We start from the raw sequence: 19,229 nt of genomic DNA on the forward strand, positions 1-19,229 counted from the left end.
GCCGACGCCGACGCGTACGCAGACGGGGCAGTCACCTCTTGAGGCTCACCAGGTGACCGGACGGCCGCCGAAGGCCACCGCGAGGCGGCCGTCCGAGGCGTAGGACCAGCTCAGGGCCCCGGTGTACGAGGAACACCGGGAGCCGTTCGAGCCGGACCAGAACTGGTTCGAAGCGTCGACGTCACCGATGGTCCGGTCGTTCGTCCCGCTGCTGGTGGGGCGGCAGGAGGTGTTGCCCCGGAACACCGAAGTGCCGGCGTCGAACGAGAAGTTGCGCTGGGCATTGTCGATCGCGATGTTGTTCGACACCGTCATCGTGCCCGGGTTGCTGTTGTACGTGAACCCGTGCTTGCCGTTGTGGAAGGCGATGCTGCGCCGGACGACGTGGTCGACCGCGATGTCCTCGCCGCCGAGCTTGTAGCCGTTGCGGTCGCCGTTGCCGGCCTGGGACCCGTCGCTGAGGGTGCCGTTGTCGTACGCCAGGGAGTCCTCGATGGTCACCGGGCCGATCGGTCCGGTGTCCGTCTTGGTGTACAGGTCCCAGCCGTCGTCGATGTTGTGGTGGGCCACGGCGTAGCGGAAGACGTTCCCGGTGCCGACCGTGAGCTTCGCGGCGAAGCCGTCGGCGTCCTCACCGTCGGAGTCGGCGTTGTCGTGCGACTCCGCGCTCAGGACGAGGTTGTCCGACGGCCACTGCTCGCGGGGCGTGGTGGAGGCGATGCGGCCGAGCTGGAGGCCGGTGTCGCGGTTGAAGCGCGTGACCGTGCGCTCGATGACGTTGTCGCTGCCGCCGACGTAGATGCCGTTGTCGCCGGCGCGCTCGACGACGATGCCGTTGACGTGCCAGTACGAACCGTTCAGGGCGAGGCCGCGGTTGGCCGGGTCCTCGGTCATGGCGGAGAAGTTCAGGACCGGGGTCTCACCCGGGTAGGCGGACAGCTTCTTCAGCGCGCCGGCCGTGCCGTTGTTGCCGGGCGGGATGGTGATCGTCGTGGAGTGGCTGTAGGTCCCGCCGCGGAGGTAGATCGTCCCGCCGGCGGAGATGCGGGTGATCGCGGAGGTGAGCGTCGTCGGGTCGGACTGTGTTCCGGCGGCGCTGTCCGTTCCGTTGGGAGCGACGTACAGCGCGGTGCCGGCCGGCGGCGGGCCGTCGGCGGTCGTGACGTTCAGGGAGTCGACGTTGGGCAGGCCGGCGGCGGTGGTGGGGTTGAGCCGGATGGTGTTGCTGCCCGCGTTCAGGGTGACGGTCAGGGTCTTGGTGGCCCAGGTGGTCCAGGCGCCCGTGGCCTCGAACGACGGCGTCTGCACGGTGGATCCGTTGACGACGAGGCCGGCCGGCCTCGCGGCGGTGGTCCCGTTGGCGAACCGGACGGCGAGCGTCGCCGTTCCGGCGGCCGGAGCGTTCACGGTGAACTGGACAGAGGCGCCTACGGCGTTGGTGCCGTTGCAGAACCCGCTGCCGGAGAAGCCGGACCAGTCGGAGTCGATGGTGCCGGTGCAGACGGCGGGGGCGGCCTCGACTTCGTACAGAGTGGATGCGGCGTGCGCCGTGCTTCCGGACAGGGCGACGAGGGTTCCAGCCAACAGGCTGACGCAGGCGGTGACGGATCGCAGATGCATCGTGGGCATCGTGAGGTCTCCTGTGGGGGAGGGAAGGCGTTCCGGGACTGGACGAGAAAGCGCTTTCCCCGGAAGCTAGGGGTGCCGTCACGGACGCGTCAATAGTCATGTACGTGATTACTGTTCAGATGGCTGAACTTCGAGGGGTGGTGACGCCGCCCCGTGCGGCTCGCCGGCCGGGGCTCCTCTTCGCGGGCCCCGGCCGTCTCGGGGGCGGTCGTGCTACTCGTCCCGTTCCCAGCCGAGGTGCTCGAAGACCTCGTCCCAGAACGCGGATTCGGCCACGTTCCAGTCCTGGCCGATCATGCGCTCACGCAGATCGGCGGCGGCCGCCGCGCATACGGCGTCGTCGGTCGATTCCAGGGCGTCGCTCGACTCGGCGATGAGGCCGAGGAGCAGGGCCAGCTGAGGGAGGGAATCGGCGGCAGGGCCCTGCCAACCGTCCGCGTGGTCCCAGCCGTTGGGGTCGTAGTGGGTGATGCCACCGTCCGCCGCTTCGAGCATCAGGTGCTGGTCGCCCCGGACGACCACGGTGAAGCTGAAGTTCTTGGGCGGGGAGTCGTCGTCGGGGTAGCGGCGGCCGTAGATCTCGTCGGAATCGAACGGTTCCAGCCCGTCCTCGTCCCGCACGTGCCGCGTGTCGATTCCCGCGACGCCGAGGTGGACGGCAGGGAAGCCGACCGTGAGCAGGAACTCCCTCGACGGGGCATCGGTCAGCTCGGCCGGCAGGTCGGCCTCGTCCGGTCGCCAGAGCGAGCCCTCGCCCAGCCGTTCCTCCAGCCACACCGCGTCCGGTATCAGCGGAGTGTCTTCGCTCTTCATTGCGTGGCCCCCATGAGTTACGCGTCGTCCCTTCATTGCCGGCCCCAGTCAATCGCACAGCCGCTCACGACGGCGGCGCCGGGGGGCTAGCCCCACCCCGTACCGTCCTGGTCGCCGGATGGGAGCGTGAGGCCCCGTCAACAAAGCTTGTCGCATGACGACTTACGGACGTACCGGCCTCGTTCTCGCCCTCTCCGCCGCCGCCGTCGCGGCCTCCCTCACCACCGTCGCCCGAGCGGCCGACACCGGCGCGGGGCTCGACTGGGAGCGCTGTGGACCCGTGGGGCTCGGGCAGGAGTGCGCGACGCTCTCCGTGCCGCTCGACTACAGCGACCCCGACGGCCGGCAGGTCCCCCTGGCCGTGTCCCGGATCCGCAGCACCAGTCCCGAGGCGCGGCGCGGTGCGCTCGCGGTGATCCCGGGCGGGCCCGGGAGCTCCGGCGTGCAGCGGCTCTCGCAGAAGGGCGCGGCGCTGACGAAGGAACTGGGCGGGGCGTACGACCTCGTCGCCATGGACCCGCGCGGGGTCGGCGGCAGCGTGAAGGCGAGCTGTGGGCTCGACGAGGACGACCGGTGGATGGTCAACCTGCGGTCCTGGCCCGGCGCCGACGGGTCGATCGACGAGAACGTCGAGCGCTCCCGGCGGATCGCCGAGACCTGCCTGCGCAACGGCGGCGACGAGCTGCGCAGCATGACCTCGGCGAACCAGGCACGGGATCTGGACCGGTTCCGGCAGGCGCTCGGGGAGGAGAAGCTCTCCGCGTGGGGGGTGTCGTACGGCACGTACGTCGGGGCCGTGTACGCGCAGAAGTACCCGCAGCACACCGACCGTTGGGTCCTCGACAGCAGCAGTGACCCGAACCCGAAGCTGGTCGCGCAGGGCTGGATGCGGTACATGGCGCAGGGCGCCGAGGACCGGTTCCCCGACTTCGCGGCGTGGGCGGCGCACCCGGACCGGGCGAAGGAAGGGCTGCGGCTCGCCGAACGGCCCGCGGACGTACGGTCGTCGATCCTGGACCTGGCCGCGCGCCTGGACCGCGAGCCGAAGGAGTCGACCACCCCGGGCGTGCCGCTGACCGGGAACGTGCTCCGGCAGGCCCTGCAGAACGCCCTGTACGCCGACACCTCCTTCGCCGGCTTCGCCCAGCTGGTCGTCGCGGCCCAGAACCCCACCGCGAAGCCGGTCCTGCCGGGGATGCTCGCGGCGCCGCTGCCGGACACCGACGCGGCGATCACGGTCGGCGTGATCTGCAACGACGTGAAGTGGTCCGGTTCGGTCCACTCCTACCGGCGCGCGGTGACCGTGGACCGGGCCCGCCACCCGCTCACGGCCGGACTGCCCGCCAACATCACCCCCTGCTCCTTCTGGAAGGCGCCGGAGGAGAAGCCGACGCGGATCACGTCCGAAGGCCCCTCCAACATCCTGATGATCCAGAGCCTCCGCGACCCCTCCACCCCGTACGCCGCCGGCCTGAAGATGCGCGCCGCCCTGGGCGAGCGCGCCCGCCTGGTCACGGTCGACCAGGGCGGGCACGGGATGTACCTGGGCAACGGGAACGCGTGCGGGAACCGGGCCGTCACGGAGTTCCTGCGTACGGGCGTGCGGCCGGCCTCCGACACGCACTGCGCGAACGGGGTGGCGGACTGACGCGACGCCGAACGTTCCCTGGCGGACCCCGTACGCGGAGGAGGGCGGCACCCCGGTCGGGGGTGCCGCCCTCGTCTCCGTACGTACGTCAGACCTTCACGGGCTCCGGGGCCTGCGGTGCCTCCGGGGCCTCCGGGGCCGGCGTGCCGCCGGACGCCACCGGGACCTCCACCGGGTCCGTCTCCACGTCGAACTCCTCCAGGAGCTGCTTGCTGAAGCCCCAGAAGTACGTGGCCACGAAGCCGACCGCATAACCGACCAGCAGACCGCCCGCGTAGATCGCGATCGTCTCGCCGAGGCCCTTGTTGCCGTCGAGGAGAGGGAACAGGGCCCAGCCCGACGGGCCGATCGCCGTCGAGCCGACCTTGTCGCCCAGCATGTTGAACAGGCCGACGAAACCGCCGCCGAACGCGCCGCCGACGCAGGCCGTGATGAACGGGCGGCCCAGCGGAAGCGAGACACCGTAGATCAGCGGCTCACCCACACCCAGGAAACCGGCCGGGAGGGCGGACTTGATGGTGCGGCGGATCGAGCCGTTGCGGGGGAGCTTGACGTAGACGGCCACCGCCGCGCCGACCTGGCCCGCGCCCGCCATCGCCAGGATCGGGAGGAGGACGGTGAAGCCCTGCTGCTCGATCAGCGTGGTGTGGATCGGGATCAGGGCCTGGTGCAGGCCCAGCATCACGAGCGGCAGGAACAGACCGCCGAGGACGAAGCCGGCGCCCGCGCCCGCGTTGGCCAGCAGCCAGTTGGCGAAGTCGCCGATCGCGGTCGAGATCTCACCGGCCACGAACATCAGGCCGAAGATCGTGACCAGCCCGGAGACCAGGACCGTGAGGGTCGGGGTGACCAGGACGTCGAGCGCCTCGGGGACCCAGCGGCGGCACCACTTCTCGACGTACACCGCGAGCACCGCCGCGCCGAGCGCGCCGAGCACACCGCCCTGCCCGGGCGACAGGGTCTGGCCGAAGGCGTCGATCTTCGCGACGCCGGGGAAGACGATGATCGCCGCGACCGCGCCGCCCAGGATCGGCGTACCGCCGAACTCCTTCGCCGTGTTGAAGCCGACGAAGACCGCGATCAGCGCCATGAACCCGCTCGCCATCGCCGCGAGCGCGGGGGTGACGGACGGCAGCCAGCCCAGGTTGATCAGCAGGCCGTTGAGGCCGGCGATGATGCCGCAGCCGATGAGAGCGGGGATCAGCGGGACGAAGATGTTCGCGATCCGGCGCAGGAACAGCTTGAACGGGGTGGCGTTCCTGGCCTTCTGCGCCGCCTTGATCGCCGCGCCCTGAGCCGCCAGGTCGTCCGCGGACGGCTTGGGAGCCGCGGCCACCAGCGCCTCGAACTCCGGCGTCACCCTCGCGACCGTGCCCGGGCCGAGCACGATCTGGTACGTGTCGTCCTCCACCACACCCATCACGGACGGCAGGGCCTTCAGGGCCTCGTCCTGGACGAGCGAGCGGTCCCGCAGACCCAGCCGGAGCCGGGTCATGCAGTGGGCCACGGAGCCGATGTTCTCTGCGCCGCCGACGAGGGGGAGGATCGCGGCGGCGATGGCGCGGTTCTTGTCGTCTGTGCTCATGGTGCGGTGGTGCCTTGCTGTGCGGGGGCGGGGGGAGGGTCAGGGAGTGCCGTCGGCGTGGAGGGCGGCCCGCAGATGGCCCGCCGAGTCGGTGAGCCGCTGGTCGGCGGCCTTGGCATCGATGTCGGCGAGGATCATCAGGATCGCGGTCTTCACCTCGCCGTCCGCGGCGGCGAGCGCGGTCTCGATCTGCTCGTCCGGGGCGCCGGTGGCGAGGGAGACGATCCGCCGCGACCGTGCCTGGAGCTTCTCGTTGGAGGCGCGGACGTCGACCATCAGGTTTCCGTACGTCTTGCCGAGCCGGATCATCGTGATCGTCGAGATCATGTTGAGGACCAGCTTCTGGGCCGTGCCCGCCTTCAACCGGGTGGATCCGGTGAGGAGTTCGGGGCCGGTGACGACCTCGATGCCGTGCTCGGCGGCGGCCGCGAGACCGCTGTCCGCGTTGCAGGACAGGCCGATCGTCAACGCGCCCCGCTTACGGGCGTGTTCGACGGCGCCGATGGCGTACGGGGTGCGGCCGGAGGCGGAGACGCCGACCACCGTGTCGTTCGCGGTCAGCCCGAGGGCGGCCAGGTCCTCGGCGGCGAGCTCCGCCGAGTCCTCGGCTCCCTCGACCGCCTTCACCATCGCCGAGGGGCCGCCCGCGATCAGGCCGACGACCTCCGAGGGGTCGGTGTTGAAGGTCGGCGGGCACTCGCTGGCGTCGAGGACGCCGAGCCGGCCGGCCGTGCCGGCGCCCGCGTAGATCAGCCGGCCGCCGCGCGCCATGCGGGCGGCGGTGGCGTCGATCGCGGCGGCGATCAGCGGCAGCTGCGCGGCGACGGCGGCCGGGACGGTCTGGTCCTCGGCGTTCATCAGCGCGGCGATCTCGGCCGTCGGGAGCTGGTCGATCTCGGCCAGCTCCGGACGGAACGCCTCGGTGGCGAGGGTGGCCAGCTGGGCGCGCAGTTCGGAGTACGTAGCAGACACGTGCGGCTCTTTCGGTGCTCTGGTCAGCGGGTGCGGGGCGAGTGGCGGTGCGCGAGGGCTTCGTACGAGGCCGCGAGGGCAGGGGCCGCCGTCTCGTACGTACGTTGTGTGACGCAGGTGAACAGGCAGTCCACGACCAGGAGTTGGCTGGTGCGGGACGACATGGCCGCGGGGCGCAGCTCGCTCTCGCGGGCGGTGGAGGTGGTCAGGATGTGGTCGGCGTACTGCGTCACGGGCCCGTCCGGGCGGCCGGTGATCGCGACGGTGGTCGCGCCGTGGTCGAAGGCGACGCGCAGCGGTTCTATGACGTCGCCGGTGGAGCCGGAGTGGGTGATGGCGATGGCGACGTCGCCGGAGCGGAGCTGCACGGCGTTGGTGACGGCGAGGTGCGGGTCGCTGTGCGCGTGCGCGAGGAGGCCGATGCGGAGGAGCTTCTGGCCGAGGTCCTGGGCCACGAGGCCGGAGGCGCCGACTCCGTAGATGTCGATGCGGCGGGCGGCGGCGAGGGCGGCGACGGCGGCGCCGAGCTGGACGGTGTCGAGCCCGGCCGCGGTGTCGGCGAGGGTCTGCTGCTCGTCGTAGGCGAGCTTGGCGACGACGTCGGCGATCGGGTCGTCGACGGCGATGTCGGCGGTGACGGAGGGGGCGCGGCCGGACTGCTGCTGTGCGGCGAGGCCGGCGAGCGCGAGGCGCAGGTCGCGGTAGCCGGGGTAGCCGAGGAGGCGGGCGGTGCGGACCACGGTCGCCTCGCTGGTGCCGGTCAGCTCGGCGAGGCCGGTGACCGTGAGGGCGGCGCAGCCGGCCGGGTCCCCGGCGACGGCTTCGGCGACCCGCTGCATGGAGCGGGTCATGGACGGCGCGAGGGTACGGACCTTGGCCGCGAGGGCGGCGGGTGCGGGCGGGGCGTCGTTGCCGGACGCGGGGGAGGGTACGGTCCCGGGTCTGGCCTGGCCGCTGAAACTTTCCTTCACGTCATTGGTCACACCTGAAAGATATTTTCGGCCGGTGGGAGCGTCAAGACCCCTTGGGTCCCGAAGGGCCACGAAGGGTCCCGGAAGGGACCCGGATGAGTCCTGGATGAGTCCCGGATGCGGGAGGGACCTTCGCCCCTGAGGCTTGTCGGGTGACAATGTTGTGCATGGACGACATCGACCCCCTGGAGCAGGCGCTGCATGCCGCCCGTGCCCTCGTTCTCGCCGATCTGGCGGCGCGGGACGTGGCCGCGGCCGAGGTCGTGTCGATGGTCGAGGACGCCGTCACTCATCGCCGGTGGTGGGTCGAGCAGTGGCCCGAGGGCATCACGTACGTCGCCGGGCTCGTCGCTCAGGACGTGCAGGACGCGCTCCTGGAGCGGTACGGCCGCTGGCCGCTCTGCCCGGTCTGTTCCTCCGGCGACCCGCACGCCCTGGACGTCGAACCCGAGCTCGGCCCGGACCCGCACTGGGTCTGCGGCAAGGCGGGTGTGGTCGTGGCCCCGGTCGGCGGTCTGATGTGACCCTCTACATCGACCCGCCGACCTGGCCGGGCCACGGCCGCATGTGGTCGCACCTCGTCAGCGACGTCTCGCACGAGGAACTCCACGCCTTCGCCGCCGAGATCGGCGCCCCGCCGCGCGCGTTCGAGCGCGACCACTACGACATCCCGTCGGAGCGGTACGCGGATGCGGTGGCGGCGGGCGCGGTCGAGGTCGGCTCGAAGGAACTCGTCCGACGCATCACGGAGGCGGGGCTCCGGCGGCCGAAGGGGCGGCCGACGCCGTAGGGCGGTGTTCCCTGGGGCCTGCCTTTCGTGACAGGCCCCAGGGGAGGGTGAGGCTCAGTAGCTGTAGGCCACGCCGTGCGTCGCCGCGATCTTGCCCGAGGCGTAGTCGTCGTGGATCTTCACCGGGTTGCCGTCGACGTTCCGTACCTTCAGCGTCATACGGATCTGGGTGCAGCCGCCGAGCTGTGCCTTCGTCAGGCGCAGGGTGTTCGCCGCCGTCTGGTGGTGCTTGGCGTTGGTGATGTTCCACACTGAGACCGGGCCCTTGATCGGGCCGCCGCACAGCGCGCCGTCCGCGTTCTTGGGCTGCGCCTCGGCCCACGTCTCGACGCGTGTGAAGGTGTAGTTCTCGGTGCCGCCCGAGCAGATCGAGGAGCCGGCCGCGCAGGTCGACAGCGCCGCGTCCTGGTAGACGACGATGTCCTCGCCCGTCGGGGTGTTGGTGGAGCCGAGGGTGCTGGCCGTGGTGCCGCGGGCGACGGTGGTGCCGCTGCCGGCGAGCAGCGTCCAGCGGGACATCGAGGAGTGGGTCTCCCTGGCCAGTTCGGCTCCGGCGGGGACGCGCATGGTGACGGTGCGGCCGCCGGTGATGATCGAGGAGTACGAGAGGATCGACAGGCGGCAGGTGTAGCTGCCGTCCGCTGGCGCGATGAACAGCCAGCGGAGCCCGGCGGTCAGCGAGGTCTCGCCCGGCGGCACCAGGTTCGCCGCCCAGTAGACCCCGGCCTCCGTCTCGGTCGGCAGGGCTGTGCCGTCCGCGTTGCGGCAGCGGATGGCGAAGGTGTTGCCGATGTTGTCGCCGGCCCCGACGGCCGAGACCGGGCCCGTCGAGAAGTACCGGGACCGCAGGACCGACCGTTCGCCGGCGAGCGCGTCGAAGGCGATCTCCGTACCCGGAACGTCGAGGTACGTGTCGGCGTACCGCGTCACTTGGTACTCGAAGTCCGTCGAGGCCGCGGTGGCAGGTGCGGCGCCGAGCAACGAGCCGCCCAGGGCGAGTGCGAGGACGCCGACCGCCGCCCGGCCAAGGCCCTTGATTCTGTTGAGTTCCACTGTGCTCTACCCCCCGGGTGTGGTGTGCGACGGCGATCATCGCACACCCGTGCGACCGCCCTGTCAGTCGCCTGTGAGCGCCGTACGGGAGGTGACGAGCTCCTCCTCCGGCTGTGCGGCGGAGGAGGCCACCACGCGCGAGCGGGACGTGTGCAGGCGCAGTGCGAGTGCGACCGTCGCCAGGGCCACGACCGTCATCGCCGCGCCCGCCCACGCGGTCGCCGCGAAGCCGAAGTCGGCGTCGATGACCGTGCCGCCGAACCAGGGGCCCGCGGTGTTGCCCAGGTTGAACGCGGCCGTCGTCGTGGCGCCCGCGAGGGTCGGGGCGGCGCCGGCCACGTTGAACATGCGGGCGTTGAGGGCCGGTGCGGTGTAGAAGGCCGAGACGCCGAGGAGGAAGGAGAGGGCGATCACGGCGACCGGGCTGGAGGCGAAGAGGGCCAGGGCCGCCAGGAGGATCGTCGAGGCGGCGATGCCGCTGAGCAGGACCCCGAAGAGGTGGGCGTCGGCGACCCGGCCGCCGATCGTCGTACCGATCAGCGCGCCGATGCCGAAGAGGCCGAGGATCGCGGAGACCCAGCGGGCGTCGATGCCGGCGACGTCGGTGATGACCGGGGCGAGGTACGAGAACGCGCAGAAGACGCCGCCCGCGGCGAGCGCGGTGATCACGATCGAGAGCAGGACCTGGCGGTCGCGGTAGATCACCAGCTCGTGCTTGAGGCGGGGCTTGGTCTCGGGGAGGGGGATGTGCGGGATACGGGTCGCCACGCCGACGAGCGCGATGGCGGAGGCCACGCCGACCGCCCAGAACGCGGAGCGCCAGCCGAGGTGCTCGCCGAGGAAGGCGCCGGCGGGGACGCCGAGGACGTTGGCGATGGAGAGGCCGCCGATCATGACCGCCATGGCGCGGGCGCGCGAGCCGACGGGGACCATCGCGATGGCGACGGCGGCGCCGACCGCCCAGAACCCGGCGCAGGCGAGCGCGCTCACGACGCGCGAGGCGAAGAGCACGGCGTAGTTCGGCGCGAGGGCGCCGACGACCTGGCCGAGACCGAAGACGGTGATCAGGGCGACCAGGGTCGTCTTGCGGGGGAGGCGGAGGGTCGCGACGGCGAGCAGCGGGGCTCCGACGACCATGCCGATGGCGAACGCCGAGATGAGGAGGCCGGCGCGGGGTATGGAGACGTTCATGTCGTCGGCGATGGGTTGGACGAGGCCGGACAGCATGAATTCGCTCGTGCCGAGCGCGAAGACGGACAGCCCGAGGATGTAGACCGCGAGGGGCATACGGGTCGGGGAGGGTGCGGCAGCGGGTGCGGTGGGCTCGGCAGGCGTTGACGGCATGACATGCGTCAACCCGAGGGTTGGGCCTGACATTCCCGGGTGACGGTACGTCTCGCGATGTGGACGTTACGTGAGTGTCGCCAGCTCGCGCTCCAGGTTCCTGCGCGCCTGGGTCTCCCAGGCCGCCGCTCCGTACGGGGTGCGGAACAGGCGTGGCAGGGAGAGGAGCTGACGGAGGACCGCTGCGCGGCCCTCTCTGAAGGCGTCCTCCGGGACGAAGGCGTACTCCTCGCGGACCGCCCGCGCATACCCCCCGTACGTATCCTCGTCCGTCGCCAGGATCGCCAGGTCCGCGTCGCAGAGGGCCTCGCCGTTGATGTCGCCGTCCGCCGGGTCATGGGTGACGGTCAGGCGGACCAGGCGGGCGACCTCCGCCACCTCGTGGGGAGTGAGGCCGGCCTCCGTCAGGGCCTTTTCGGCCAGGGTCGCCGAGCGTTCCTCGTTCTCCGAGCGGTCCGGGCGGTAGACCGCGTCGTGGAACCAGGCGGCCAGCCGGACCAGCTCCAACTCCCCGCCCTCGCCGCCCTGGTCGGCGAGTTCGTCGATGCGGTCGAGGACCGCCCGCAGGTGGTCCACCGTGTGGTACCTGCGCTGCGGCTCGGCCCAGCGGGCCAGCAGGTTCCGGCCGTACGGGACGGGGTCCGGGCCCTCGCGGCCCGCCCGGGCCGCGAGCAGCGTCGACGTCCAGCGGTCCAGCAGGCCCTGCTCCGAGGGCTCCGAGGCTTCGGTCATGGCCGCATTCTGCCACCCTTACATACCCCCCATGGGTATGCTACGGTGCTCCGCGAAGGTACCCCCTAGGGGTATGTGCGAGAGAAGGAGCAGGGCAATGTCAACCGTCAATCCCCGGCGTTGGTGGGCACTTGTCGTGCTCGCCGCCGCCCAGTTCATGGTCATCATGGACACCTCGATCATCGGGGTCGCGCTCCCCGAGATGCAGAAGGACCTGGGCTTCTCGCAGAGCGAGCTCCAGTGGATCTTCAACGCCTACGTCATCGTCTTCGGCGGGCTCCTGCTCCTCGGCGGCCGTCTCTCCGACCTCGTCGGCGCCCGCAAGATCTTCGTCTCCGGCTGGGCGATCATGATCGCCGGCTCGGTCGTCGCCGCCGCCGCGCAGACCGCCTGGGTGGAGATCGTCGGCCGCGCGGTCCAGGGTGTCGGCGGTGCGCTGATCGCGCCGTCCGCCATGACCCTGCTCATGATGCTCTTCATGCACGACCCGAAGGAGCTCGGCAAGGCGATGGCGCTCTACGGCGCCGCGGCCCCCGCCGGCGGTACCGCGGGCGTCTTCCTCGGCGGTGTCTTCACCGAGTGGATGAGCTGGCAGTGGGTCTTCATCATCTACATCCCGATCGGCCTCGCCACCCTCGCCGCCACCAAGCTGCTCCCGGCCGTCGAGTCCCGCCGCGGCTCCGTCGACATCCTCGGCGCCGTCGCCGTCACGGCCGGTCTCGCGCTCGCCGTGTTCGCCGTCGTCCGGGCCCCCGAGGTCGGCTGGGGCGCCACCGCCACCATCCTGGAGCTGGTCGGCGCGGCCGCTCTCCTCGTCCTCTTCTTCGTGATCCAGAAGTCGGTCCGCGAGCCGCTCATGCCGCTCAGCGTGTGGCGCGTCCCGCGCCTCGGCTCGGCCAACCTGGCGATGACGCTGCTCGGCGCCGCGTGGATCCCGATGTGGTACTTCCTCAACCTCTACCTCCAGCAGGTCCTCGGCTACGGCGCGTTCGCCTCCGGCGCCGCCCTGCTCCCGATGACCGTCCTGCTGATGATCTTCATGACGGCGATCACCGCCCGGCTCATGGGCAGGTTCGGTGCCAAGCCGCTGATCGCGGGCGGTCTGCTGGTCCTGGCGGCCGGTCTTGTCTGGCTGGCGGCCGTCCCGCCGACCGGCACCTTCCTCGTCGACGTCCTGCCCGCCTCGCTGGTCGCCGCGCTCGGCATGTCCCTGGCCTACATCCCGGCGATGATCGCCGCGATGGCCGGCGCCCCGCAGGAGCAGGCCGGCCTCGCCTCCGGCATCGTCAACACCACCTACAACGTGGGCTCCGCCCTCGGTCTGGCCGCGCTCACCGCCGTGGCCATGTCCCAGGGCGCCGACAGGATCGGTGACCTGCCCGCCCTCACGGACGGCTTCTCGGCCGCCTTCATCGGCGCCGCGGTCATCGCCGCCGTCGGCGGTGTGATCACGCTCCTCGTCATGAAGAGCGACAAGTCCCTCGCCGCCGAGTCCGCCCCCGCCCCGCAGGGCGACAAGGTCTCCGTCTGAGACGCGCTTCCGCGAGTTCCAAGGGGCCGCCCGATGTCCACCCCGGACATCGGGCGGCCCCTTTTCCCGGAGCGGCCCCTTTTCCCTGATGAGAGGAAGACACGATGGACATCCGCACCCGAGCCGTGCACGTCGTCGACGAACCGCCGGAGGAGGGCAGTCGGCCGCTCTCGGTGCCGCTGGTGCAGTCCTCGGCGTTCGCCTTCGACTCGGCCGAGGCGCTCGCCGAGGCGATGGCGGGACCCGACGGCCGGTACGTGTACAGCAGGCGCGGCAATCCCACCGTACGCGCCCTGGAGCAGACCCTCGCCGGGCTCGAAGGCGGCGCCGGAGCGATCGCCTTCGCCTCCGGCATGGGCGCCATCAGCGGTGTCCTGCTCGCCCTGCTGCGGCCCGGCGAGCGGGTGATCGCCCAACGGTGCCTGTACGGGGGGACCTACGCGGTCCTGTCGGATCTCGCCGAGCGGTACGGGGTCGACGTCACGTACATCTCGGGCGACGACGTAGCCGAGTTCGAGGAGGCGGCGGCCGCCGCCCGCGAGCCCCGGCTCCTCGTCCTGGAGACCATCGCCAATCCGACCGGCCACGTGCCCGATCTCCCCGGTCTGTCGGCGGCCGCCCGGCGCCGCGGAGTCACCTCCCTGGTCGACAACTCCCTCGCCTCGCCCGTCCTCTGCCGGCCCCTGGAGCTCGGCGCGGACATCGTCGTCCACTCCACCACCAAGTACCTCTCCGGCCACTCGGACGTCCTCGGCGGCGCCGCGGTCTTCGCCGACGACGCGCTGCGGCGCGCGGTGTGGCCGCGGACGGTCGAACTGGGCGCCTGCGCCGACCCGTTCGCCGCCTGGCTGACCCTGCGCGGCCTGCAGACGCTGCCGCTGCGGATGCGCGAGCACTGCGCCAACGCCGCCGTCCTCGCCGAGCGGTTCGCCGCCCGCCCGGACGTGCCGGCCGTCCACCATCCGTGGCTCGCGGGCCACCCCTCGTACGACACGGCCCGCAAGGTGCTGTCCGGAGGCGGCGGGATGCTCTCCTTCGAGCTCGCCGGCGGCCGGGAGGCGGGCCGGGCTTTCATCGAGCGGGTACGGATCGCCCGGCTCGCGCTCTCCCTCGGCGGCGTCGAGACCCTCGTGACCCACCCCGCGTCCACCTCCCACCGGGAGCTGGACGAAGCGGCCCTGCGCGCCGCCGGCATAGGCGCCGGTCTCGTGCGGGTGTCCGTCGGCATCGAGGACGTCGAGGACCTGTGGGGGGACTTCGAGCAAGCGCTCGACCAACCCCTTCTTTTGGGTTGACAAAATAAATGAGCAATTCGTAGATTGGGTGATGTCAGAGAACGCCAGGGAACGACCATCCTCTAGGTCAAGGGGGGCGCGCGATGCGCTACTTCGAGGACTTCCGGCCGGGCGACGTCCATGAACTGGGCACCGTCACCGTCACCGCGGAAGAGGTGCTGGAGTTCGGCAGGCGCTTCGACCCGCAGCCCTTCCACACGGACCACGAGCTCGCCGCGCGCTCGCAGTTCGGCGGGCTGATCGCCAGCGGCTTCCACACCCAGGCGATGTTCATGCGGCGCTACGTGGACGGTCTGCTCGCCTACAGCGCCTGCATGGGCTCGCCCGGTATCGACGAGGTGCGCTATCTGCGCCCCGTACGACCCGGGGACGTCCTCACCGCCCGCGTGGAGATCCTTGGCTCCACCCCGTCGCCGTTCAACCCCGCCACCGGCACCGTCAAGCCACGGTGCACGCTCGTGGCCACCGACGGGACGGCCGTGTTCAGCATGATCCTGCACAGCATCTTCCGGCGCCGTCCCGCCGGTTCCGAGGCCGGCCATCTGTCGTCGATGCCCGCGGCCGAGGACCCCGTTGCCTGTGCGCGCGTCAGCGCCTGAACACGGCCGTCCGTATCTCTCCATCACACGAAGGGGGACCTCCTGTGGAGGCCGTATCCCGCACCGCCCAGTGGACCGCCGCAGCGCGCGCCGTGGAGACCGAGCGCGAGGACCGGCTGTTCGCCGATCCCTACGCGCGCATCGTCGCCGACGACATCGGCTTCGAACTGCTCGACCGCTACGCCGGCGCCGGCACCGTGCCGTTCCTCGCCATCCGCACCACCTATCTGGACCGCGCCATCGTCGAGGCGGTCGAGAAGCGCGGCATCCGCCAGGTCGTCTTCCTCGCCGCCGGCATGGACACCCGCTTCTTCCGCCTGCCCTGGCCCGACGGCGTCACCGTCTACGAGCTCGACCGCCCGGCGCTCCTGGAGGCCAAGGCGAAGATGCTCGCGGGCGAGCCCGCCCCGGCCGGCCGCACCCGGATCACCGTCCCCGTCGACCTGACCCAGGACTGGACCGGCCCCCTGAAGGAGGCCGGCTGGAAGAGCGACGAGCCCGTTCTGTGGGTGGTCGAGGGACTGCTGTTCTTCCTGCCCGAGCAGGCCGTACGGACCCTCATCTCGACGCTCTCCGCCCACGCGGCGCCCGGCTCCGTGCTGCTCGGCGACGTCATCTCCCGGGCCGCCCTGGAGAATCCGCTCTCCCGCCCGTTCCTCAACGCGCTGAAGGAGGACGGCAATCCGTGGCTCTTCGGCACCGAGGAGCCCGAGGCGCTGCTCGCCGCCTGCGGCTGGGAGGTACGGGAGATCAAGCAGCCCGGCGAGGACGGCGCCGACTTCGACCGCTGGCCCTACCCGGTCCCGCCCCGCAACGTGCCCCGCATCCCGAGGTCGTTCCTCTTCACGTGCGACCTCCCCGCGTTCGACGAGGAGAAGGCCGCATGAGCACCGCGCACGAGTTCCACCAGAAGGTCATCACCGACGCCGGTGCCGCCGTCCGCGGCCTGACCGTCGCCCTCGGCGAGCGGCTCGGTCTCTACAAGGCCCTGGCCGCCTCCGGGCCGCTCACCTCCGAGCAGCTCGCCGAGAAGACCGGCACCAACCCGCGCTACATCGAGGAGTGGCTGCACGCCCAGCTCTCCGCCGGGTACGTCGAGCGTCACCCGAGCTCCCTCACGTACACGCTGCCCGCCGACCACGTCGAGGTCCTCGCCGACCCGAAGGCCGTCACCTTCGCCGCGGGCTTCTTCACCGCCCTCAAGGCGCTGTACGCCACCGAGGACCTGCTCGTCGAGGCGTACCGCACCGGCGACGGCGTCGGCTGGGCCGAGCACGACGCGGCCCTCGACACCGGTATGGGCTCCTTCTTCCAGCCGACCTACGAGCACAAGCTCGTACCGGACTGGCTGCCGGCCCTGCACCAGGTCACGGACAAACTGAAGGGCGGCGGCACCGTCGCCGACGTCGGCTGCGGCGTCGGCCACACCACCCTGCTGATCGCCAAGGCGTTCCCCGAGGCCACGATCCACGGCTTCGACTACTCCGAAGAAGCCATCTCGATCGCCCGGCAGCTCGCCGAGGAGGCCGGCCTCTCCGACCGGGTCGTCTTCGAGGTCGCCGCCGCCGACGACTATCCCGGCTCCGGCTACGACCTGGTCACCTTCTTCAACGCCCTGCACGACATGGGCGACCCGGTCGCCGCCGCCCAGCACGTCCACAAGTCCCTGGACGCGGACGGCACCTGGATGCTCGTCGAGTCGAACGTCTCGCCCGCCGACATCGACACCAACACCCCCGCCGCGCGCATGTTCATGGCCCTGTCCGCCGTGATGTGCCTGCCCGTCGCGGTCGCCCAGCGCGGCCCGCACGCGCTCGGCAACCACTCCGGCGAGAAGGCCTTCCGCGCCATCGCCGAGGAGGCCGGCTTCACCCGCTGGCGGCGCGCCACCGAGACCCCGGTCAACGCGGTCTACGAAGTCCGGCCCTGAACGCCCCAGGTCCCCGCAACCCCGAGTGGCGCGTGAGCCCGACTCAGGGCCCCGGAGGCGAACCGAGCCCCAAAGAAAGAGGAGTTCACCATGGGCGTCAGCGCCCCCCTGCCCGTCACCGACCGGTTCATGGAAGTCCTGGAGCGGCTCAGCTCCCGCTCCATCGAGGAGTACTACAACCCCTACCAGCAGTTCGACTGGCCCGACCGGCTGGAGGAGAAGCAGCTGTGGATGACGCCGGAGCTGCTCACCGTCTACGGCACCCCGTACTACGACGAGCTGGGTGAGGAGACGATCCAGAAGCTGTCGAAGTGGGAGTCGATCAACTTCTACAGCCTCAACGTGCACGGCATCCGCGAGCTGCTCATCGAGGTCGTCGGCCGCATCCACATGCCGGGCTTCGAAGTCCCCTCCGACTTCTTCCACCACTTCATCGGCGAAGAGAACGAACACATGTGGTTCTTCGCCGAGTTCTGCCGCCGCTACGGCAACAAGATCTACGGCTCGACCGCGATGCGCGCCGACTCCGCCTGGGAGCCGGAGGTGGAGAACTTCCTGGTCTTCGCCCGCATCCTGTTCTTCGAGGAGCTGGTCGACCACTACAACATGCGGATGGCCCAGGACGACTCCCTGTGCCACACCATCCGCGAGGTCAACCGCATCCACCACCAGGACGAGTCCCGCCACATCGCCTTCGGCCGCGAGCTCGTCTCGCTGCTCTTCGCCCGGATGCGCGAGGCGGTGCCCGCCGCGCGGGTCGCGGAGGTCGAGGCGTACCTCAAGCGGTACGTCGTCTACAGCGTCAACTCCCTCTACAACCCGCACGTCTACCGCGACGCCGGTGTGGCCGACCCGCTGGCCCTGCGCAACGCGCTGGTCGCCGACGAGCGCCGCCGTCCGTACGAGCGCAAGGCCATCCGCAAGCCGCTCGCCTTCTTCCTGAAGACCGGGATCTTCTCCGACGACACCCTGCCCGTCGTCTGAGGGCGCTCGATCGACAGATCACCCGAGAGGTGAAGAGACCATGACCGTGACGACCCCCGCGAACGTCGGGGCCCCCGGGGAGACCAGGGGACTGCCGTCCCTCGGCCCCGAGGCGACCGCGCTGCTCCGGCTCCTCGACGACACCTTCGAGAGCTGGGGAGTGACCGCGGGCGCCCGCCCGATGACGATGCCCCCGCTGCTGCCGGCCGCCGACCTGGCCCGGCTCGACTACTACGACAACTTCCCCCACCAGGCCGTCGTCGCCGCCCCGCTCGACCTGGAGCGCCGCGAGACCTCCGCCTTCTGTACCGACACCGGCTGCTTTCCGTGCGACGCGCTCGAACCCGCCGCGCTCGGACTGCCCTCGGCGTCCTGCTACGCCGTCTACCTCGACCACCAGGGCCGGCAGGTCGCCGACGACACCCTGGTGACCGTCTGCTCCTGGTGCTTCCGCAAGGAGACCCATTACGAAGGCATGCGGCGCCAACTCGGCTTCCGCATGCGGGAGATCGTCGCCATCGGCGCGCGCGAGCACGCCGAGACGCATCTCGCCGACTTCACCGACCGGATCCACTCCTTCGCCGCGGCGCTCGACCTTCCGCTGCGCCGGGAGGCCGCGTGCGACCCCTTCTTCGACAAGGGCGGCTCCAAGGCGGTGCTCCAGCGCCTCACCCCGGTGAAGCACGAGTTCCTGTACGAGGACCTGGCGATCGCCTCGGTCAACACGCACCGCAACTTCTTCGGCGAGCGCTGCGCCATCACGCTCGCGTCGACCGGCGGACCCGCGTTCACCAGCTGTGTCGCCTTCGGCCTGGAGCGCTGGCTGTCCGCGCTGACCCGGCGCCACGGCAGCTGGGACGCGGCCACCCGGGCGGTACGGGACGCGGTCGGGCCGGTGATCTGACGTGCCGGCCCGACCCGTCGCCCCGCCGGCGGGCGGCCTGGGCTGGGCGAACCTCGGCATGGACATCGTGTCCGTCAACCGTGTCCGCGCGCTCCTCGCCCAGTACGGCGAGGTGTTCTTCGAGCGGATGCTCACCCCCGGCGAACTCGCCGACTGCCGTACTTCCACCGGGCTCGACGTACTGAGTCTGTGCGGCCGGATCGCGGCCAAGGAAGCGGCCTTCAAGACCCTCCGGGTCCGGGGCAGGTTCCTGCCCTGGACCGACATCGTCGTACGGCGAACCGAGGGCGGCTGGCCCCTGGTGGAACTGCACCGGTCGGCGGCCGAGATGGCCGCCGGATCCGGGATCACCGAGATCACCGTGTCCATCAGCCACGACGTGGACTACGCGGTGGCGGTGGCCGCCCCCATCATCGCCCCCACTTCCGTACCCAGTAGCTAGAAGGAGA

19 protein-coding genes are annotated in these 19,229 nt (G+C 71.1%); 11 read left to right on the forward strand and 8 right to left on the reverse strand.

The window, feature by feature from the left end:
• Positions 1-45: 45 nt before the first annotated feature.
• Complete coding sequence (locus ACFV9D_RS12765) at positions 46-1,620, reverse strand: CBM35 domain-containing protein (protein WP_385144619.1); 1,575 nt, start codon at positions 1,618-1,620, stop codon at positions 46-48.
• A gap of 222 nt (positions 1,621-1,842) precedes the next feature.
• Positions 1,843-2,442 carry a hypothetical protein gene (locus ACFV9D_RS12770; RefSeq protein ID WP_385144621.1) on the reverse strand — a complete coding sequence of 200 codons (600 nt, stop codon included), beginning with the start codon at positions 2,440-2,442 and terminating at the stop codon, positions 1,843-1,845.
• 154 nt (positions 2,443-2,596) lie between these two features.
• On the opposite strand from ACFV9D_RS12770, the gene ACFV9D_RS12775 reads away from it, so the two are divergent.
• Positions 2,597-4,090, forward strand: a complete 1,494-nt coding sequence (locus ACFV9D_RS12775; RefSeq protein ID WP_385144623.1) for an alpha/beta hydrolase — start codon at positions 2,597-2,599, stop codon at positions 4,088-4,090.
• An 88-nt stretch (positions 4,091-4,178) separates the two neighbouring features.
• On the opposite strand, the gene ACFV9D_RS12780 is transcribed toward ACFV9D_RS12775, so the two are convergent.
• From ACFV9D_RS12780 to ACFV9D_RS12790, 3 genes are read right to left on the reverse strand one after another with little or no spacing between them, the layout of a single operon-like run.
• A complete protein-coding gene (locus ACFV9D_RS12780; protein WP_385144625.1) occupies positions 4,179-5,675 on the reverse strand; it encodes a PTS transporter subunit EIIC in 1,497 nt (498 codons plus the stop codon).
• Between the two features lie 39 nt (positions 5,676-5,714).
• Positions 5,715-6,647, reverse strand: coding sequence for an N-acetylmuramic acid 6-phosphate etherase (murQ, locus tag ACFV9D_RS12785; protein ID WP_385144627.1), 933 nt, complete (start codon positions 6,645-6,647; stop codon positions 5,715-5,717).
• Positions 6,648-6,670: 23 nt separating this feature from the next.
• Positions 6,671-7,630: a MurR/RpiR family transcriptional regulator gene (locus ACFV9D_RS12790; RefSeq protein WP_385144629.1), complete on the reverse strand. Its 960-nt coding sequence runs from the start codon at positions 7,628-7,630 to the stop codon at positions 6,671-6,673.
• Positions 7,631-7,785: 155 nt separating this feature from the next.
• On the opposite strand from ACFV9D_RS12790, the gene ACFV9D_RS12795 reads away from it, so the two are divergent.
• Positions 7,786-8,142, forward strand: coding sequence for a hypothetical protein (locus ACFV9D_RS12795; RefSeq protein WP_385144631.1), 357 nt, complete (start codon positions 7,786-7,788; stop codon positions 8,140-8,142).
• On the forward strand, positions 8,139-8,408 hold the full coding sequence (locus tag ACFV9D_RS12800) for a DUF4031 domain-containing protein (RefSeq protein ID WP_385144633.1): 270 nt from the start codon (positions 8,139-8,141) through the stop codon (positions 8,406-8,408). Before ACFV9D_RS12795 ends, ACFV9D_RS12800 begins: the two co-directional genes overlap by 4 nt.
• Before the next feature lie 54 nt (positions 8,409-8,462).
• Here the strand turns inward: ACFV9D_RS12800 and ACFV9D_RS12805 are convergent, their stop codons facing one another.
• From ACFV9D_RS12805 to ACFV9D_RS12815, 3 genes are all read right to left on the reverse strand, one after another.
• Positions 8,463-9,461 (reverse strand): hypothetical protein, encoded by a 999-nt coding sequence (locus tag ACFV9D_RS12805; protein ID WP_385144634.1) that lies wholly within the window; start codon positions 9,459-9,461, stop codon positions 8,463-8,465.
• Positions 9,462-9,524: 63 nt separating this feature from the next.
• Positions 9,525-10,748 carry a Cmx/CmrA family chloramphenicol efflux MFS transporter gene (locus ACFV9D_RS12810; protein ID WP_385144636.1) on the reverse strand — a complete coding sequence of 408 codons (1,224 nt, stop codon included), beginning with the start codon at positions 10,746-10,748 and terminating at the stop codon, positions 9,525-9,527.
• A 123-nt stretch (positions 10,749-10,871) separates the two neighbouring features.
• Positions 10,872-11,537, reverse strand: a complete 666-nt coding sequence (locus tag ACFV9D_RS12815; RefSeq protein ID WP_385144638.1) for a hypothetical protein — start codon at positions 11,535-11,537, stop codon at positions 10,872-10,874.
• Between the two features lie 97 nt (positions 11,538-11,634).
• Here ACFV9D_RS12815 and ACFV9D_RS12820 point away from each other — a divergent pair, with 97 nt between their 5' ends.
• The 8 genes from ACFV9D_RS12820 (at position 11,635) to acpS (ending at position 19,222) form a co-directional block, all read left to right on the forward strand.
• Positions 11,635-13,068: an MFS transporter gene (locus ACFV9D_RS12820; RefSeq protein WP_385144640.1), complete on the forward strand. Its 1,434-nt coding sequence runs from the start codon at positions 11,635-11,637 to the stop codon at positions 13,066-13,068.
• A 104-nt stretch (positions 13,069-13,172) separates the two neighbouring features.
• Positions 13,173-14,363, forward strand: coding sequence for a trans-sulfuration enzyme family protein (locus ACFV9D_RS12825; protein ID WP_385144642.1), 1,191 nt, complete (start codon positions 13,173-13,175; stop codon positions 14,361-14,363).
• Between the two features lie 83 nt (positions 14,364-14,446).
• Positions 14,447-14,962 (forward strand): MaoC family dehydratase, encoded by a 516-nt coding sequence (locus ACFV9D_RS12830; protein ID WP_385144644.1) that lies wholly within the window; start codon positions 14,447-14,449, stop codon positions 14,960-14,962.
• 44 nt (positions 14,963-15,006) lie between these two features.
• On the forward strand, positions 15,007-15,849 hold the full coding sequence (locus ACFV9D_RS12835; RefSeq protein WP_385144646.1) for a class I SAM-dependent methyltransferase: 843 nt from the start codon (positions 15,007-15,009) through the stop codon (positions 15,847-15,849).
• Entirely contained in the window at positions 15,846-16,892 is a 1,047-nt protein-coding gene (locus tag ACFV9D_RS12840) for a class I SAM-dependent methyltransferase (RefSeq protein WP_385144648.1), read from the forward strand. Before ACFV9D_RS12835 ends, ACFV9D_RS12840 begins: the two co-directional genes overlap by 4 nt.
• A 90-nt stretch (positions 16,893-16,982) precedes the next feature.
• Positions 16,983-17,876 (forward strand): diiron oxygenase, encoded by an 894-nt coding sequence (locus tag ACFV9D_RS12845; protein WP_385144650.1) that lies wholly within the window; start codon positions 16,983-16,985, stop codon positions 17,874-17,876.
• 40 nt (positions 17,877-17,916) lie between these two features.
• Positions 17,917-18,780 (forward strand): hypothetical protein, encoded by an 864-nt coding sequence (locus tag ACFV9D_RS12850; RefSeq protein ID WP_385144652.1) that lies wholly within the window; start codon positions 17,917-17,919, stop codon positions 18,778-18,780.
• Position 18,781: 1 nt separating this feature from the next.
• Positions 18,782-19,222, forward strand: coding sequence for a holo-ACP synthase (acpS, locus tag ACFV9D_RS12855; RefSeq protein ID WP_385144654.1), 441 nt, complete (start codon positions 18,782-18,784; stop codon positions 19,220-19,222).
• Positions 19,223-19,229: the final 7 nt, after the last annotated feature.

Origin of the sequence: Streptomyces sp. NPDC059875 (assembly GCF_042731085.1) — a bacterium.
Taxonomy (GTDB): Bacteria; Actinomycetota; Actinomycetes; order Streptomycetales; family Streptomycetaceae; genus Streptomyces.

What these genes read in the sequence shown, in the direction of transcription:
- ACFV9D_RS12765 (WP_385144619.1), bottom strand. Translation starts at nt 1,620, where the DNA reads ATGCATCTGCGATCCGTCACCGCCTGCGTCAGCCTGTTGGCTGGAACC.
- ACFV9D_RS12770 (WP_385144621.1), bottom strand. Translation starts at nt 2,442, where the DNA reads ATGAAGAGCGAAGACACTCCGCTGATACCGGACGCGGTGTGGCTGGAG.
- ACFV9D_RS12775 (WP_385144623.1), top strand. Translation starts at nt 2,597, where the DNA reads ATGACGACTTACGGACGTACCGGCCTCGTTCTCGCCCTCTCCGCCGCC.
- ACFV9D_RS12780 (WP_385144625.1), bottom strand. Translation starts at nt 5,675, where the DNA reads ATGAGCACAGACGACAAGAACCGCGCCATCGCCGCCGCGATCCTCCCC.
- ACFV9D_RS12795 (WP_385144631.1), top strand. Translation starts at nt 7,786, where the DNA reads ATGGACGACATCGACCCCCTGGAGCAGGCGCTGCATGCCGCCCGTGCC.
- ACFV9D_RS12810 (WP_385144636.1), bottom strand. Translation starts at nt 10,748, where the DNA reads ATGCCCCTCGCGGTCTACATCCTCGGGCTGTCCGTCTTCGCGCTCGGC.
- ACFV9D_RS12815 (WP_385144638.1), bottom strand. Translation starts at nt 11,537, where the DNA reads ATGACCGAAGCCTCGGAGCCCTCGGAGCAGGGCCTGCTGGACCGCTGG.
- ACFV9D_RS12820 (WP_385144640.1), top strand. Translation starts at nt 11,635, where the DNA reads ATGTCAACCGTCAATCCCCGGCGTTGGTGGGCACTTGTCGTGCTCGCC.
- ACFV9D_RS12825 (WP_385144642.1), top strand. Translation starts at nt 13,173, where the DNA reads ATGGACATCCGCACCCGAGCCGTGCACGTCGTCGACGAACCGCCGGAG.
- ACFV9D_RS12830 (WP_385144644.1), top strand. Translation starts at nt 14,447, where the DNA reads ATGCGCTACTTCGAGGACTTCCGGCCGGGCGACGTCCATGAACTGGGC.
- ACFV9D_RS12840 (WP_385144648.1), top strand. Translation starts at nt 15,846, where the DNA reads ATGAGCACCGCGCACGAGTTCCACCAGAAGGTCATCACCGACGCCGGT.
- ACFV9D_RS12845 (WP_385144650.1), top strand. Translation starts at nt 16,983, where the DNA reads ATGGGCGTCAGCGCCCCCCTGCCCGTCACCGACCGGTTCATGGAAGTC.
- ACFV9D_RS12850 (WP_385144652.1), top strand. Translation starts at nt 17,917, where the DNA reads ATGACCGTGACGACCCCCGCGAACGTCGGGGCCCCCGGGGAGACCAGG.